Annotated in this window: 15 protein-coding genes; 6 read left to right on the top strand and 9 right to left on the bottom strand. The window is 71.2% G+C overall.

Going from position 1 to position 15714, the window contains the following annotated elements:
• Positions 1-26: 26 nt before the first annotated feature.
• The 5 genes from ACWCP6_RS12650 to mce all read right to left on the bottom strand — a co-directional run bounded on the left by ACWCP6_RS12650 (position 27) and on the right by mce (position 8007).
• Positions 27-797, bottom strand: a complete 771-nt coding sequence (locus ACWCP6_RS12650; RefSeq protein ID WP_450932395.1) for an ABC transporter permease — start codon at positions 795-797, stop codon at positions 27-29.
• Between the two features lie 2 nt (positions 798-799).
• Positions 800-1750 carry an ABC transporter ATP-binding protein gene (locus ACWCP6_RS12645; RefSeq protein ID WP_450932394.1) on the bottom strand — a complete coding sequence of 317 codons (951 nt, stop codon included), beginning with the start codon at positions 1748-1750 and terminating at the stop codon, positions 800-802.
• A 209-nt stretch (positions 1751-1959) separates the two neighbouring features.
• Entirely contained in the window at positions 1960-2895 is a 936-nt protein-coding gene (locus ACWCP6_RS12640; protein WP_450932393.1) for a cellulose-binding protein, read from the bottom strand.
• Positions 2896-3088: 193 nt separating this feature from the next.
• Positions 3089-6964, bottom strand: coding sequence for a polarized growth protein Scy (gene scy / locus ACWCP6_RS12635; RefSeq protein ID WP_450932392.1), 3876 nt, complete (start codon positions 6962-6964; stop codon positions 3089-3091).
• Between the two features lie 602 nt (positions 6965-7566).
• Positions 7567-8007, bottom strand: a complete 441-nt coding sequence (mce, locus tag ACWCP6_RS12630; RefSeq protein WP_450932391.1) for a methylmalonyl-CoA epimerase — start codon at positions 8005-8007, stop codon at positions 7567-7569.
• 136 nt (positions 8008-8143) lie between these two features.
• On the opposite strand from mce, the gene ACWCP6_RS12625 reads away from it, so the two are divergent.
• Positions 8144-9346: an acetyl-CoA C-acetyltransferase gene (locus tag ACWCP6_RS12625; RefSeq protein WP_450932390.1), complete on the top strand. Its 1203-nt coding sequence runs from the start codon at positions 8144-8146 to the stop codon at positions 9344-9346.
• 94 nt (positions 9347-9440) lie between these two features.
• The gene (meaB, locus tag ACWCP6_RS12620; protein ID WP_450932389.1) at positions 9441-10397 is read left to right on the top strand and encodes a methylmalonyl Co-A mutase-associated GTPase MeaB; all 957 of its coding nucleotides are present in this window, start codon (positions 9441-9443) and stop codon (positions 10395-10397) included.
• 813 nt (positions 10398-11210) lie between these two features.
• On the opposite strand, the gene ACWCP6_RS12615 is transcribed toward meaB, so the two are convergent.
• The 4 genes from ACWCP6_RS12615 to ACWCP6_RS12600 form a co-directional block, all read right to left on the bottom strand.
• Positions 11211-11687 (bottom strand): MarR family winged helix-turn-helix transcriptional regulator, encoded by a 477-nt coding sequence (locus ACWCP6_RS12615; RefSeq protein ID WP_450932388.1) that lies wholly within the window; start codon positions 11685-11687, stop codon positions 11211-11213.
• 94 nt (positions 11688-11781) lie between these two features.
• Positions 11782-12570, bottom strand: a complete 789-nt coding sequence (locus ACWCP6_RS12610; RefSeq protein ID WP_450932387.1) for an AIM24 family protein — start codon at positions 12568-12570, stop codon at positions 11782-11784.
• Entirely contained in the window at positions 12567-13217 is a 651-nt protein-coding gene (locus tag ACWCP6_RS12605) for an AIM24 family protein (protein WP_450932386.1), read from the bottom strand. Before ACWCP6_RS12605 ends, ACWCP6_RS12610 begins: the two co-directional genes overlap by 4 nt.
• A gap of 1 nt (position 13218) precedes the next feature.
• Positions 13219-13857 (bottom strand): AIM24 family protein, encoded by a 639-nt coding sequence (locus tag ACWCP6_RS12600; RefSeq protein WP_450932385.1) that lies wholly within the window; start codon positions 13855-13857, stop codon positions 13219-13221.
• Positions 13858-13969: 112 nt separating this feature from the next.
• Between ACWCP6_RS12600 and ACWCP6_RS12595 the strand changes: the two genes are divergently transcribed.
• From ACWCP6_RS12595 to ACWCP6_RS12580, 4 genes are all read left to right on the top strand, one after another.
• The gene (locus tag ACWCP6_RS12595; RefSeq protein WP_450932384.1) at positions 13970-14314 is read left to right on the top strand and encodes a DUF3817 domain-containing protein; all 345 of its coding nucleotides are present in this window, start codon (positions 13970-13972) and stop codon (positions 14312-14314) included.
• On the top strand, positions 14311-14604 hold the full coding sequence (locus tag ACWCP6_RS12590) for an MTH1187 family thiamine-binding protein (protein WP_450932383.1): 294 nt from the start codon (positions 14311-14313) through the stop codon (positions 14602-14604). The genes ACWCP6_RS12595 and ACWCP6_RS12590 overlap by 4 nt, the downstream gene beginning before the upstream one ends.
• 120 nt (positions 14605-14724) lie before the next feature.
• Entirely contained in the window at positions 14725-15234 is a 510-nt protein-coding gene (locus ACWCP6_RS12585) for a MarR family winged helix-turn-helix transcriptional regulator (protein ID WP_450932382.1), read from the top strand.
• A 132-nt stretch (positions 15235-15366) separates the two neighbouring features.
• A complete protein-coding gene (locus ACWCP6_RS12580; RefSeq protein WP_450932381.1) occupies positions 15367-15705 on the top strand; it encodes a DUF3817 domain-containing protein in 339 nt (112 codons plus the stop codon).
• Positions 15706-15714: the final 9 nt, after the last annotated feature.

The following is a 15714-nucleotide window of genomic DNA, read 5'->3' as shown; positions in this document are numbered from 1 at the left end:
AACCTGACGGCGTGTGTCAGTGCACGTCAGGCGTCTCTGCGCCGGAGCAGGACGTATCCGCCGATCAGCGCCGCGATCACCCACAGCACCATGATTCCGAGTCCACCCCATGGCCCGTAGGGGGTGTCGTCGCCCGGCGGCGTGACCACCTGGAGGATCTTGCTGCCCGCCTGGTCGGGCAGATAACGGCCGATCTTCTTCGTGGCCGACACGTTCCCGAGGATGCTGGAGATCAGGAAGAAGAACGGCATCAGGATGCCGAGCGACAGCAGCGGGCTGCGCAGCATGGTGGCGACGCCCATGGAGAACATCGCGATGAGGGCCATGTAGAGGCCGCCGCCGATCACCGCGCGCAGCACTCCCGGATCACCGATCCACGCCTTGTGGTCGCCGAGCATCGCCTGGCCGAGGAAGAAGGCGGCGAAGCTGGTCACCAGGCCGACGGCGAAGGCGAGCAGGGTGGCCACGGCGATCTTGGAGAACAGAAAGGTGCCGCGCTGCGGAACCGCCGCCAGCGAGGTTCTGATCATTCCCGTGCTGTATTCGTTGGAGACCACCAGCACGCCGAATACGATCATCGCGAGCTGCCCGAGGCTCATCCCCGTGAAACTGATGTACGTCGGATCGAAAGTGACGCTTTCCCCGGCGTTCATGCCGTCGAACTCGCGCCGGGACAGGAAGCTGATCAGCATTCCCAGTGCGATCGTCACGACAGCGGCCACGCTCAGCGTCCACACGGTCGACGCCACCGACCGGATCTTGGTCCACTCCGACCTGACGACCTGTGCCGGCACCATGGTCAGGCCCCTTTCCACGACTGACGCGACTGCCAGCCGCCGGCGGACGGGTCGGCGTGCGCGTGGTACTCGACGGACGCGGCGGTGAGCCGCATGAACGCCTCCTCCAGCGACGGCTGCTGGAGACTCAGCTCGTGCAGGACGAGACGGTGCTGTGCCACGAGCTCACCGATCTGCTCCGGTTTGCCCCCGTCGACCTCCAGCGCGCTGCCCGACTCCACGGCGGTGATCCCCGCCTCGTGCAGCACGTCGAGCAGCCGCTCCCGCTGCGGGGAACGCAGCCGTACGTACGAGCGGGCGTTCCGCGCGATGAAGTCCGCAACGGAGGTGTCCGCGAGCAGCCGCCCCTGTCCGATGACGACCAGGTGGTCGGCGGTCAGGGCCATCTCGCTCATCAGGTGCGAGGAGACGAAGACGGTACGCCCCTGGGCCGCGAGCGACTTCATCAGCGTACGGATCCAGTGGATGCCCTCCGGGTCGAGGCCGTTGACCGGCTCGTCGAACATCAGGATGCGCGGGTCGCCGAGGAGCGCGGCCGCGATGCCGAGGCGCTGGCCCATGCCGAGCGAGAACCCCTTCGCCTTCCTGCGGGCGACCGAGGACAGTCCGACTGTGTCGAGGACCTCGTCGACGCGGGTGCGGGGGATGCCGTTGCTCTGGGCGAGACAGAGCAGATGGTTGAAGGCGCTGCGGCCGCCGTGCACCCCTTTCGCCTCCAGCAGCGCGCCCACGTACGTCAGCGGGTCCTTGAGTTCGTCGTAGTGCCGGCCGTCGATCCGGACGTCGCCGGACGTGGGGTGATCGAGGCCCAGGATCATCCGCATCGTGGTGGACTTCCCGGCGCCGTTCGGGCCGAGGAACCCCGTGACGATGCCGGGTCGCACGGAGAACGTGAGATGGTCGACAGCCACCGTGTCCCCGTACCGCTTGGTCAGCCCCTCTAGCTGGATCACGCACTCACGCTAAGACGAGTGCCGGAGGGTCGCGACCGCTATGGGCGCCATGTCCCTCCTTCGATACCTGACGGTCCGGCCGGACACCCAAGGGGGAGTCCGGCCCGGGACACGGCAGTGCCCCGCACCGGACACCCGGTACGGGGCACTGGGACGTCGCGTCCGCGAACCTGCGCGTCAGCGCGACCGCGGGCCTGCGAAGCCGTGCGTCAGCGGGACTGCTGGGCCGGGACCCCCCGGCTGACCGGCTCGTCCTCGGCAGGCGTGCCGGCGGCCGCCACCGCCGCGCCGGTCAGCGTCGCGAGCATCTCGCGGACGTTGGTCAGCTGGGCGTTGATGGAGTCGCGGCGGTTCGTCAGGGCCGCGAGCTCACGCTCGGATTCGCTGCGGATACGGTCGGCCTTGGCGTTGGCGTCCGCGACGATGTCCTCGGCCTGGCGCTGGGCGGTCTCGACGGTCTGGCGGGCCCGGCGCTCGGCGTCGGTGCGCAGCTTCTCCGCCTCCAGACGCAGCTGCTCGGCGCGGTGCTCGATCTCGGCGAGCCGCTTCTCGGCCTTGGCCTGACGCGAGGCCAGGTCCCGCTCCGACTGCTCGCGGCGCTTGGCGAGATTGGTCTCGAAGTCCGCTGCCGCCTGCGCGGCCTTGGCGCGGGTCTCCTCGAAGAGGGCGTCCGCCTCCTCGCGCTTCGACTGGGCGTCCTTCTGCGCATCGGCGCGCAGCTGGCTCGCCTCGCCCTTCGCCTTCTCGACGATCCGGACGCCCTCGTCCTCGGCCTTCGTCTTGCGCTCGGCAGCGAACGATTCTGCGTCGTTGCGCACCTGCTGGGCCGCGGACTCGGCGAGCTCGCGGTGCTGCTCCGCCGCGCGCCGGGCCTCCTCGCGCAGGTCCTTCGCCTCCTCCTCGGCGAGGCGGAGGATCTTCTCGACGCGCGCTCCGAGACCGGCGTACGACGGCTCCGCGTCGGTCACCTGGGCCTGGGCGTTCTGCGTCTCGAGATGCAGTTCCTCGATGCGCTTTTCCAGAGCGGTGATGCGGGACAGGGCGCTGTCACGGTCGGAGACGAGCTTGGAAATGCGTTCGTCCACCTGAGCGCGGTCGTACCCACGCCGCACAAGCTCGAAGCCGTAGGGGGAAGTGTCGCTCATGGGGTTCCTGTCGAATGAGACCGGTGAGGTGATAGGGGGAATCCTAGGGGCCTAAGCGGCGTGTCATCGAGTGGATGCAGGTTTGATCTGGAGAATGACACCCCTTTTGGGTGGCTAACGGCCGGAGTGCTTGCCAGGAACAACGGTGAAGGTCCTCTCCGAGCCTCTCCGAGTACACAATCGGCCGATTCCGCTACCCGTCCGACGACTTGCCACCCGAACGGGTCGCCCCCGCCGCGGCCCCCGCCTTGACGCCGCCCCCGCCCGCGCCGCCGTTCGCACCGGACTTGCCGCCGCCCGAGGGCGTCTCGAAGGACTCCAGCGCCTCCAGCACGTCCTGCACCCGGGAGATCTCCGCGTTGATGTCCTCGCGGCGCCGCACCAGCACCTCCAGCTCGCGCTTGCCCTCGCCGACCATCTTCGCGGCCTCGCGCTCCGCGTCCGCCTTGATCTTCTCGGCCTCGCGGCTGAGCCCGGCCTTCTTCTGCTCGGCCTCCTTGAGCAGCCCCTCGGCCTTCTTGACGGCCGCGATCCGGACCTTGCCGGCCTCGGAATTCGCGTCCGACAGCAGCTCCTTGGCCTTCGCCTGCGCCTCCGCCAGCTGTTCCTCGGCGGCCTTCACCAGCGCGTCGCACCGCTCGCCCGCCGACTTCATGGCCTCGGCCGACTCCCGGCGGGCACGCTCGTGCAGCTCCTCGATCTCGGAGGTGATGCGGTCGCGCAGCTCCTCCGCGCGCTCCCTGATCGCGGTCGCGTCCCGGCGCGCGCCGACCAGCAGCTCGTCGGCGTCCGCACGGGCCTTCTCCACCAGCGTGTTGCCGCGCACCGTCGAATCGGCGACCAGCCGCTCGGCCTCCTTGCGAGCCGCGCCGACCATCGTGTCGGCCTGCGACTCGGCCTCGGCCGTCTTCTTGGTGGCCGCCGCCCGGGCCTCGCGCGTCAGCTTCTCCGCCTCGGCCGTCGCCTTCGTGATGAGCGTGTCGACCTGTTCGGCGGCCTCCGAACGCCGCTTGTTGGCGTCCTTGCGCGTCTCGTCCAGCGTGCGCTCGGCCTCCTCGCGCGCCTCGGTGCGCAGCCGCTCGGCCTCCGCGGCCGCCTCCGTCGCGACCCGCTCGGACTCTTGGCGGACCCGCTCGGCGTGCTGCTGCGCGGCCCCGACCGTCTCTGCGGCCTCGGCGCGCAGCCGCTCCGCCTCGTCCGCCGCGTCCGCGAGCAGCTTCTCCGCCTTGGCGGTCGCCTCGGCGCGGACCCGCTCCGCCTCCGCGTTGGTCTCGTTAGTCAGCCGCTCGGCCTCGGACGTCGCCTCGCCGATCAGGGTGTCGGCCTGCGTCGCCGCGTCCGACCGGATGCGGTTGGCGTCCTCGCGGGCGTCGGCCCGGGTGCGCGACGCGTCCTGTTCGGCGTTCGCGATGGTGTCCGACGCCTCCGTACGGACCCGCTGGGCGTGCTCCGACGCCTCCGACCGCAGCCGCTCGGCCTCGGTGATCGCCTCGGAAACCGTGCGCTCGGCGAGCGACTTCGCGGCTTCCGTCTCGTCCTGCGCCTCGCGCCGGAGCCGCGCCGCGTCCTCGGAGGCCCGCTCCCGCTCCGCGTACGCGTCGGCGCGGACCCGGTCCGCCTCCTCCTGCGCCTCGGTGCGTGTGCGCTCCGCCGCGTGCTCGGCGGCGCTGCGCAGGCCCGCGATCTCGTCGGCCGCCTGCTCGTGCAGACCGTTCACCGAGTCGCGCACCTGCTGCGCGGTCTGCTCGGCGTTCGCGACCAGCTCGGTCGCGCGCGTGTCGGCCTCCTCGACCAGGCGAACCGCCTCGGCCTGCGCCTCCTCCACGCGCTTGCGCGCCGACGCCAGCAGGTCCTCGCTCTGCTCGCGGGCCCGCTCCCGCTCCTGGTCGGCCTCCGCCCGCGCCGAGCCGAGCAGTTCCTCGGCCTCGCGGCGGCGCCGGGACGCCTCCTCCTGCGCGGCCGCCAGTGCCTCGGCGGCCTCGGTGCCGACCCGCTCGGCGGCCGCTGCGGCCTCCGCGCGCATCCGGTCCGCGGAGTCCTGGGCCTCCGACTTCAGCCGCTCGGCCTCGGCCGCGGCCTCGGAGCGCAGGCGCACCGCGGAGTTCTCCGCCTCGGCGCGGGTCTGCGCGGAGTCCGACGCGGCCTCGGTGCGCAGCCGCTCCGCCTCCGTCTCCGCCTGCGCCTGGAGCGTACGGATCCGCTCGGCCGCCTCGGTGCGCAGCCGCTCCGTCTCCTCGGCGGCCTCGCGGCGCATCCGCTCGGCGTCCGCCCGCGCATCGTTGAGCGCCTGCTCGGCGGCGGTCAGCCGCTCCTCGGCCTCCGTGCGCTGGCGCGTCAGCTCCTCGGCGGCGTCCTCCCGCCGGGCCTCGATCGCCCGCTCGGTGTCGTCGCGCAGCTCCTGCGCGGCCCGCTCGGCCTCCGCCCGGACGGCCTCGGCCTGTTCCTCGGCCTCCGTCCGCTGCCGCTCCGCCTCGGCACGGGTGCGCTCCAGCGTCTCCTCGGCCTGCCGGCGCAGCGTCGTCGCGCGCTCGATGGCCTCGGTGCGGACGCGCTCGCTCTCCGCCGTGGCGCTGCCGCGCAGGTCGTCGGCGTCCGCCTTCGCCTTGGAGAGGAGCTCCTCGGCGGTCTTCGCCGCCTCCTCGATCTTCTCCACGGCCTCGCGCCGCGCCTCGCCCCGGATCCGCTCGCCCTCGGCGACCGCCTCGGCGCGCAGCTGCTCGGCCTCGCCGCGCAGCCGGCGAGCCTCCTCCTGGAGCTCGACCGTCTTGGCGCGGTACTCCTTGGTGTCGTCCTTCGCCGCGCCCTTCAACTGCTCGGCGATGTCGTGCGCCTCGCCGCGCAGCCGGTCCGCCTCGGCCTCCGCCTCGCCGCGGATGCGCTCGGCCTCCTCGGACGCGGCCCTGGTGGTCGCCTGCGCGTCCTCGGACGCCTTGCTCAGGACCTCCTCGGCGGTGCGCGCCGCCTTGGACAGCTGGGACGCCGTCTCCTCGGCGGTGACCGAGCGCGCCTTCTCGGCGGCCTCGGCGATCAACTTCTCCGCCTCCGCCTTGGCGTCGGCCACGACCTGCTCGGCCTCCGACTTGACGGTCTCGGCCTCCTTGGTGGCCTCCGCGACCAGCCGTGCGACCTGCTCCTTCGCGGTACGGGTGCGCTGCTCGTTCGTCGACTCGGCGCTCGCCAGCTGCTTGGACGCCGCCTCCTTGGCCTCCGCCACGAGCTTCTCGGCCTCGCTGCGCGCCTCGCGCAGCGACGCCTCGGCCTGCGTCATGCGCTCCTCGGCGGCCCGGCTCAGCTCGGTGGCCGCCCGGCGCGCCGTCTCCGACTCGGAGGCCGTGGAGCTGCGCAGCTGCTCGGCGTGGTCGGTGGCCTCCTGCGCCTGCGTCGACGCCGCGTTCAGCAGCCGCTCGGCGTCCGTACGGGCGCGTCGCAGGATCGCTTCCGCTTCGGCGCGGGCCGCCTCGGCGTCGTCGGTGAGCCGCTGCCGGGCCTGGGCGACGAGCCGCTCCGCCTCCGCACGGGCCGCGGCGAGCGCCTGGTCGCTCTCGCCGCGGGACTCGTCCAGCAGCCGTCGGGCCTGTTGCTCGGTACGGGCGCGCAGCTGCTCCGCCCACGCCACGTTCTCGTTGACGTGCGCCTCGACCGTGGCGCGGCGCTCGGCCAGCTCCTGGTCCAGCTGCTGGCGCCGGTTGACCGCCTCGGTGTGCAGCTCGGCCTGGAGGCGGGCCTGTTGCTCGGCGTGCTCCTGGAGGATGCGCTGGGTCTGCGCACGGGCCTCGCGCAGCTCGCGCTCGGCATCGGCGCGCAGCTGGTCGGCCTGGATCTGGGCATTCCGCAGGAGCTGTTCGGCCTGATAGCCGATGTCGGCGCCGTCGTAGGCGGGACGGGTCGCGAGCGACCGGCGCGCCTCGTGCAGCTTGGCGCGCAACACCTCGACCTGGTAGCCGAGGTCCTCGGCGTGCTGGATCGCCTTTTCCCGCTCGGTCTTCAGCCGCTTCATCTCGGCCTCGAACCGAGAGAGGTGGTCGACGTCAGCCGCCGGCTCTCGCTCCTGGCTCTCGTAGCCCCGCACTGCGCGGTCCCATCCGTCCCCTGGTCGCAAGTCTCTCCAAACGAGCCCTGTCCATCCGCCGAACGGGGCCCCCGGGGAATGGTGTCAGATCAACGGCGGAGCATGGGCTGCTGCCCCGACGCTCGCCCCCCGAAACCCGGACCCCGGCCTCGGCCGCCCTCCACGGAGGACGACCGCCCCCAACCCTACCGGCCCAGATATACGGAGGTCAGTGCTCCGGCGACTCAACGGGCGTCGAGCTGACGAGTTCCGGCAGGAGAGGGCGCGTGCGAGGCGGGCGAATGCGCCCCGCCACTCCGGTCCGCCCACCGGGCGGGGGACCGGGGGGAAGCCCGGGAAATCGGGGAAATTCCGGGAGACGCGGCCCGCGGACGGGAGCGGCGGAGGGCCGACGGCCCCCGGAGACGGGGGTTCCGGGTGCAAGGGGGCGCACACGGGACGAGATCGAGTGGAGTGCGTACGGGCGCTCCGGCATCCCGCGGACACCGGCGTGGTGTGCCGCGGGTACCCGGACCGGTGCGACCGGCGGGACCGGTGCGACCGGTGCGACCGGTGCTCCGGCATCCCGCGGACACGGGCCCGTGCGCCGCGGGAACCGGGGATCAGTGCTCCGTGTCCTCCGCGGGAGCCGAGGTGACCAGCTCCGTCAGGACGCCGTGGCAGTCCTTGGGGTGCAGGAAGGTGATCCGGGAGCCCATGGAGCCGCGCCGGGGCTCGTCGTAGAGGACGCGAACGCCCTTGGACCGGATGTCGGCCGCGTCCGTGTCCACGTCCGCGGTGCCGAAGGCGATGTGGTGTACGCCCTCGCCGTTCTTGGCGAGCCACTTCGCGACCGTGGAGTCGTCGCGGGTGGGCTCCAGGAGCTGGAGGTAGGAGGCGCCTCCGTCGTCGGTATTGTTGATCTTGAGCATGGCCTCGCGCACGCCCTGCTCCTCGTTGACTTCGCTGTGGAACACCTCGAAGCCGTACGTGGCACGGTAGAACTCGACGGTCTTGTCGAGGTCGAAGCAGGCGATCCCGATGTGGTCGATTCGCGTCAGCATGGTGGTAGTGGAGCGCTCGACAGGGTGGTTACGCAACGTGCGCGCGATCACACCATCTGCCGGGTGACGACCCGGGTACCGCTCAGTACATTCGAGTAAACCCTCGTTCACTCCTCATCCCAAGGGGCTGTGCCGCATGTCTGGAACGACCGGTACCACGTCAGTGATCGTCGCGGGCGCGCGCACGCCCATGGGGCGGCTGCTGGGCTCGCTGAAGTCCTTCTCCGGCGCCGAACTCGGCGGATTCGCCATCAAGGCCGCGCTCGACCGGGCCGGGATCGGCGGCGACCAGGTGCAGTACGTGATCATGGGCCAGGTGCTCCAGGCCGGGGCAGGGCAGATCCCGGCGCGCCAGGCCGCGGTCAAGGCGGGCATCCCGATGGGTGTCCCGGCCCTCACCATCAACAAGGTGTGCCTCTCCGGCCTCGACGCGATCGCCCTGGCAGACCAGCTGATCCGGGCGGGTGAATTCGACGTCGTCGTCGCCGGCGGTCAGGAGTCCATGACCAACGCGCCTCACCTGCTGCCGAAGTCCCGTGACGGCTTCAAGTACGGCGCCGTCGAGATGCTCGACGCCATGGCGTACGACGGCCTCACCGACGCCTTCGAGAACATCGCCATGGGCGAGTCCACCGAGAAGCACAACACCCGTCTCGGCATCAAGCGCCCCGAGCAGGACGAGATCGCCGCGCTGTCCCACCAGCGCGCAGCCGCCGCGCAGAAGAACGGCCTCTTCGAGGCCGAGATCACCCCGGTGGAGATCCCGCAGCGCAAGGGCGAGCCGGTCGTCTTCAGCAAGGACGAGGGCATCCGCGGTGAGACCACCGTGGAGTCGCTGGGCAAGCTGCGGCCCGCGTTCGCCAAGGACGGCACGATCACCGCCGGCTCGTCCTCGCAGATCTCCGACGGCGCCGCCGCGGTCGTCGTGATGAGCAAGGCCAAGGCCGAGGAGCTGGGCCTGGACTGGATCGCCGAGATCGGCGCCCACGGGAACGTCGCAGGCCCGGACAACTCCCTCCAGTCGCAGCCCTCGAACGCGATCCTGCACGCCCTGAAGAAGGAGGGGCTCGCGGTCGAGGACCTCGATCTGATCGAGATCAACGAGGCTTTCGCCGCGGTCGCCGTGCAGTCCATGAAGGACCTCGGGGTTTCCACGGAAAAGGTGAACGTCAACGGCGGCGCCATCGCCCTGGGTCACCCGATCGGGATGTCCGGCGCGCGGGTCGTGCTCCACCTGGCGCTGGAGCTGAAGCGGCGCGGCGGCGGTGTCGGCGCGGCCGCACTGTGCGGCGGCGGCGGCCAGGGCGATGCGCTGATCGTGCGGGTGCCGAAGGCCTGACGGCGCGCTCGCCCCTGTACGACGGCGCGCTCGCCCTTGTACGAAGGGGACGTACGGGCGGCCGTACGTCCCGGAACCTCGGAACGGAGCTGTGATGCAGGACGTCTCCTCGCTGGTCGCCCAGGCCAGGGAAGGCCGGCCGCGGGCCGTGGCCCGGTTGATCTCCCTGGTGGAGGGGGCGTCCCCGCAGCTGCGCGAGGTCATGGCGGCGCTGGCCCCGCTGACCGGGAACGCGTACGTGGTCGGCCTGACGGGGTCACCCGGCGTCGGGAAGTCCACGTCCACCTCGGCGCTGGTGACCGCCTACCGCAAGCAGGGCAAGCGGGTCGGGGTACTGGCCGTCGACCCCTCGTCGCCGTTCTCGGGCGGCGCCCTGCTCGGTGACCGCGTCCGGATGTCCGACCATGCGTCGGACCCCGGGGTCTACATCCGCTCGATGGCGACCCGCGGGCATCTGGGCGGGCTCGCCTGGGCCGCTCCGCAGGCCATCCGGGTGCTGGACGCCGCCGGGTGCGACGTGGTCCTGGTGGAGACCGTGGGCGTCGGCCAGTCCGAGGTCGAGATCGCGTCCCAGGCGGACACCTCGGTCGTGCTGCTGGCTCCGGGCATGGGCGACGGGATCCAGGCGGCCAAGGCGGGCATCCTGGAGATCGGCGACGTGTACGTCGTGAACAAGGCGGACCGGGACGGCGCGGATGCGACTGCGCGCGAGCTGAACCACATGCTCGGGCTCGGGGAGGCCCGGGGGCCCGGGGACTGGCGTCCGCCGATCGTGAAGACGGTCGCCGCGCGGAGCGAAGGGGTCGACGAGGTCGTCGAGGCCCTGGAGAAGCACCGCGCGTGGATGGAGGAGCGCGGGGTGCTGGCCGAGCGGCGGCTGGCCCGGGCGTCCCGGGAGGTCGAGACGATCGCGGTGACCACGCTGCGCGAGCGGATCGGGGACCTCCACGGGGACAGCCACCTCGGCACCCTCGCGGAACGCGTGGTCTCCGGCGAGCTGGACCCCTACCGCGCCGCGGACGAACTGGTGGCGGGCCTCACCACCACCTGACCCGCACCGCCGCGTTCCCGGTCCCGCCCGGGGCCGAACTCGTTCGCGCCTGGGCCGGGACCGGCCTTTTGCGTGCACCGGGCCGGGGCCGGCTTTTGGCGCGCCCTGGGCCGGGAGCAGCCTTTTGCGTGCACCGGGCCCAGGCCCGGCCTTTTGTGCGCCCTGGGCCGGGTGGTCGGGTCCGGTCGTGTGTCGTGGATCAGGACCGGGGCCGCCTGCGGGGCTGCGCGGGGCGCGGCTGCATTCGTGGTGGGCCGGGGCCGCGTCCGGCTGCTGGTCCGTGCGGGGGCGCGGCTGCGTTCGTCGTGGGTCGGGGCCGCGGGGGATGTCCGTCCTCGGTCCGGCGCCTGACCGTCGAGCGTCGGTGCGGCCGGCACTCGCGCCGGACGCTGCGGGCGGACATCCCCCACGTCCCCTTAGCCCGGTCGGGCGACTCTCCGACTCTTCCCGGTCGGCCCAAGCATGGTCGGTCGGCAGCCGCCGCAAAGCGTCTCCCGCTTCCGTCTGCCGCCCCGCTTCCCGCAGTCGTCGCAACCGTCCTGGGGGTACGCGCCGTGGTGCGGGTCCGCGCCCGCCGGGGGCACCGCCCGGATGCCGGGCGAGCCGGCGCGCGGGCGTGAGGTGGCGCCGCCGGAGGCAGCGCGGTGGCCGCCGGAAGGCGGCATGCGATCCGCCCCGGGTGCCGGGCGTGCCGGAAGAGGGCAAGGGCGGCCCTGGGCCGGTGACGGATGTCCCGGGAGGCCGGCGGGTCCGGGCGCGCGCCCGGGGGACGGGCACCGGGGCCCGATGGGCGCCCGGGTCACCCGTCCTGGGTCAGGGCTTGCCCCGCATCCCGCGCAGATGCTCAGCAATAGGCGTCAACGCCTTGTGCAGCTCCTCCAGCGCATCGGGCGACAGCAGATCGATGAAGTGCCGACGGACGGACGCCACGTGGTGCGGCGCCACCTTCCGCATGGTCTCCATCCCGTCGTCCGTCAGCACGGCGAACAGCCCTCTTCGGTCCGACTCGCAGTTCTCACGCCGTACCAGCCCCGCGTTCTCCATACGGGTGATCTGGTGCGAGAGCCGGCTCTTGGACTGCAGGGTCGCGGACGCCAGATCGCTCATGCGCATCCGGTGGTCGGCGGACTCGGAGAGATTGACGAGGATCTCGTAGTCGTTGATGGTCAGGCCGAACGGCTGGAGGTCCTTCTCCAGCTGGTACGTCAACAGCCTGTTGACCTCCAGGTGGGTGCGCCAGGCGCACTGCTCCGCATCGGTCAGCCAGCGCGTGGCCGTCTCGGTCTCCATGTAATCGATTCTACCTAAGAAGTTGAAAGGTGAACGAGCGGTGAGGGTGTGGCGGTGCGCACGCGTTCGACCGTCACACTCCGCAGACTACCGCTCACAGGCCGAAGCGACGCTGGAGGTCCCCGAGCTGTCCGGGAAGGCGCGGTGCCCCTGGCTGTTGTCCGTGCTGACCGGTTCCTCCGGTCCCGCCCGGTACGCCGGGTTGGTCGGGAACCGCTCCGGTTGCCTGGTTCGGCAGCAGGTCTTCGGTGGACTGGAGGAGCACCGTACCCGCCCCCACGAACTCGAACTGGTGCTCCTCCCCGGAGGCCCCGCCGAGGCCCGTCATCGCACGTAGACCGCCCAGAACGCCCGTGAGATAGCCGTGGTCGTAGTGGTGGCACGGCGACGGACAGTCGGCCCAGCCGACGAGCGCCTGCGGATCCACCCGGATCGGCGGCTCCATGAACACGACGGGACCGTTGGATGCGGCGACGAACTTTCCCGTGCCGATCAGCGTCAGAAACCCGGGAACGATCGACTGCTTCAGGGCGAGAGTTGGCTGAAAAGCGAGCAGGTTGCCCGAGCGAATGGTCAGGTTGCCGTCATCGAGGTCATAGGAATTGACATCGAAAGCCCGGTCGGCCAGCAGCATCTTGCCCCGGCCCTCGGCGACGACCCAGTCGCTCGCGTGCAACGGCGAATGGAATGAGGAGCGCACCAGGGACTGCAGCGGGCCGTGGCCGATGCCGTTGAAGGCCATCTCGCCGTAGAAGGCGATCATCTTGCCCTTCTGGAGGAACCAGCGCCCGCCGCCCGCCCCCAGATCGACACAGAAGGTGTAGGGGTTCACATTGTCGTCGGACGGCAGCGTCGTCGGGTCGAAGACCACCGGGCCGCTCACAGCTTCTCCTCCGAGGCCTGGACGTACACCGTGCCGCTGCCGCTGAGTTCCAGCTGGAAGCCCTCGCCCGAGCCCCGGCCCACCAGCTCGCGCCAACCGAGCGCCGTCGACAGCTTGTTGCGCAGGTCACCGCGGTGGGCGACGTACGCCTGCGGGTCCACATGGACGGCCCGGCCCGGGGAGACCGGCAGCTCGAACACGCCCCCGTGTGCCATCACGGCGACCCCGCCGTGCCCCTGGAGCGTCGTGGTGAACAGGCCCTGCCCCGTCACCTGGCCGCGCACCATGCCCATCACCCCGCCCTGCGCACCCAGGAACACGGTTCCCTGGTGGAGGCTGCCGTCGAAGGCGAGGAGGCGGTCCGCCTCCACATGGAGCGTGTCGCCGGTCAGCTCGATCAGATGGATGTGGTGGCCGCCGTGCCCGAACAGCACCGTGCCGCTTCCCTCCACGGTCATCAGCGGGGTGGCCTCGCCGGCGACCCGGCGGCCGATCATCGACATCACACCTCCCTGGCCGCCCTGGATGCTGGGCGTGAAGGAGACCTCCCCCCGGTACGCGAGCATCGCCCCGCGCTGGGAGAACATCCGCCGGCCGGGCACCACCGTCGCCTCGACCATCTTCGAGTTGATCTCACGGAAGGGCATCTCAGAGATCCCCTCCGATCGTGTTGCGCTCGCTCGGCTGCACATAGACCAGTCCGTCGCCCTCGAAGCGGATCTGGAAGGCCTCGCCGCCGCCCTCGCCGAAGAATGTGCGGAACGTCACGCCGGACTGGAAGGACTGCCGCAGCTTCCCCTGGTGGGCGACGTACGCTCCGGGGTCCACCGTCAGCGGGAACTGCGGGCTCACCCGCAGCACCACCGCGGGGCCGTCGGACATCAGCGCCGCCTGCCCGTGGCCCTCGACGGTCGTCGTGAACAGTCCGTTGCCCTGCGAGGCGCCCCGCAGCCCCGTGAAGGTGGTCCCGGTGCGCAGCCCGGCCTCGGTGGCGAGCAGATTGCTCGACTCGACGTACAGCGTGTCCCCCTGCAGCGCGACCAGGTTGATCTCGCTGGCCCGGTCGGCGAACCAGCAAGTGCCCTGCCCCTTCACCTCCATGACCGTCATCTGCTCACCGGTCAGCCGGCGCGTCACCATGCCGCGCAGACCGTCCCCGCCGCCGGTGAGTCTCTTGAACGTCATCTCGCCGTCGTACGCGACCATTGAGCCGTTCTTCGCCTTCACCGCGTCGCCCGTCATGTCGACGGCGAGCACTCTGCTGCCCTGGAGCCGGAACGTAGCCACGCGCCGAAGGTAGCGGTGGGCGAGGCCCCCCGACAGGGACCGTGGAACGATCCGTACCCTGAAGTGACCCCTAGGTCCGAAAGGGCCGTTTCTTCTCCAGCGAAGGTGCTCCGTGGACATCAAGACCGCATCCGCACTCCGTCGGCTCCGCCTGGTGTCGGCACCCGAGGCAGTCTCGTTCCTGCTGCTGCTCGTCTGCTCGGTCCTCAAGCGGACCACCGACTTCAACGCGGTTCCGGTGATGGGTGCGATCCACGGCATCCTCTTCATCCTCTACGTGCTCTTCTGGCTGGACGCCTGGAACCGCACCAAGTGGGACGCCAGGACCGGCGTCCTCTACTTCGTCCTCTCGGTCCTGCCCACCGGCGGCTTCTTCGCGGAGCGCAAGCTGAAGCGCGCCGCCGAGGACGCCGTCATCGCCTCGCGGGCCCGCCGCGAGGGAGTCGTGAACGTATGATCGTCGCGTTCTCCGTGACGCCGCTGGGGGTCGGCGAGGACGTGGGGGAGTACGTCGCCGACGCCGTGCGGATCGTGCGTGAGTCCGGGCTCCCGAACCGCACCGACGCCATGTTCACCTCGATCGAGGGCGAGTGGGACGAGGTGATGGACGTCGTGAAGCGAGCCGTCGCAGCCGTCGAGCGGCGCGCCCCGCGCGTCTCCGTCGTACTGAAGGCGGACATCCGCCCCGGCGTGACGGACGGCCTCACCTCCAAGGTGGAGACGGTCGAGCGCTTCCTGGGCGAGTAGCGAGTAGCGAGTAGCGAGTAGCGAGTGGTGAGCGGCGGCCGTGCACGGCTCGGGCCCGGTGCCCGGACCGAAGGGCGAGACAGGGCTGACCAGCATATGACCGGCCGGTAAGGTCGAAGGGTGCCCAAGCCGCTCAGCCTTGCCTTCGACCCCATCGCCCGCGCCGACGAACTCTGGAAGCAGCGCTGGGGTTCCGTGCCGTCCATGGCCGCCATCACGTCGATCATGCGGGCACACCAGATCCTGCTCGCGGAGGTCGACGCGGTCGTCAAGCCGTACGGGCTGACCTTCGCGCGCTACGAGGCACTCGTGCTGCTCACCTTCTCGCAGAAGGGCGAGCTGCCGATGTCGAAGATCGGGGAGCGGCTGATGGTCCACCCGACGTCCGTGACGAACACGGTGGACCGTCTGGTCAGGTCGGGGCTCGTGGCCAAGCGCCCCAACCCGAACGACGGGCGCGGCACGCTGGCCTCCATCACCGACAAGGGCCGCGAGGTCGTCGACGCGGCGACCCGCGACCTGATGGGGATGGACTTCGGGCTCGGTGTGTACGACGCCGAGGAGTGCGGGGAGATCTTCGCCATGCTGCGGCCGCTGCGGATCGCCGCGAACGACTTCGACGATCAGTAGGCGGCGCCCCGCGCAACACCGTGCCCCGCGGCCCGGCGTGATCCGCAGGACACCCACCGGGCGCGAGGGGGCCGTCGCAGGAGCGCCAGGGGTGCGCGAAGATCGCGCAAATCCGGCCGTTACGCTCGTCCCATGAAAAAGAGCGTGCTGACCCGCTACCGCGCCATGGCCTACGTCACCGGTGTCCTGCTGGTCCTGCTGACCCTCGGCTGCATCGCCAAGTACGTGCTGGACATGAACGGCGCGGCGGACTTCGTCCGCGTCGTCGGCATCGCGCACGGCTGGCTGTACGTGATCTACCTCGTCTTCGCCTTCGACCTGGGCTCCAAGGCGAAGTGGCCGGTCGGCAAGCAGCTGTGGGTGCTGATCGCGGGCACCATCCCGACCGCGGCTTTCTTCGTCGAGCGGAAGGTCTCCCGGGAGCTGGAGACGCAGGTCGCGGACGCCGCCGCGGCACCCGTCAAGGCGTAACCGGTACCG

The organism is Streptomyces sp. NPDC002004 (assembly GCF_053593975.1).
This window is presented reverse-complemented; position numbering and strand designations above follow the sequence as displayed.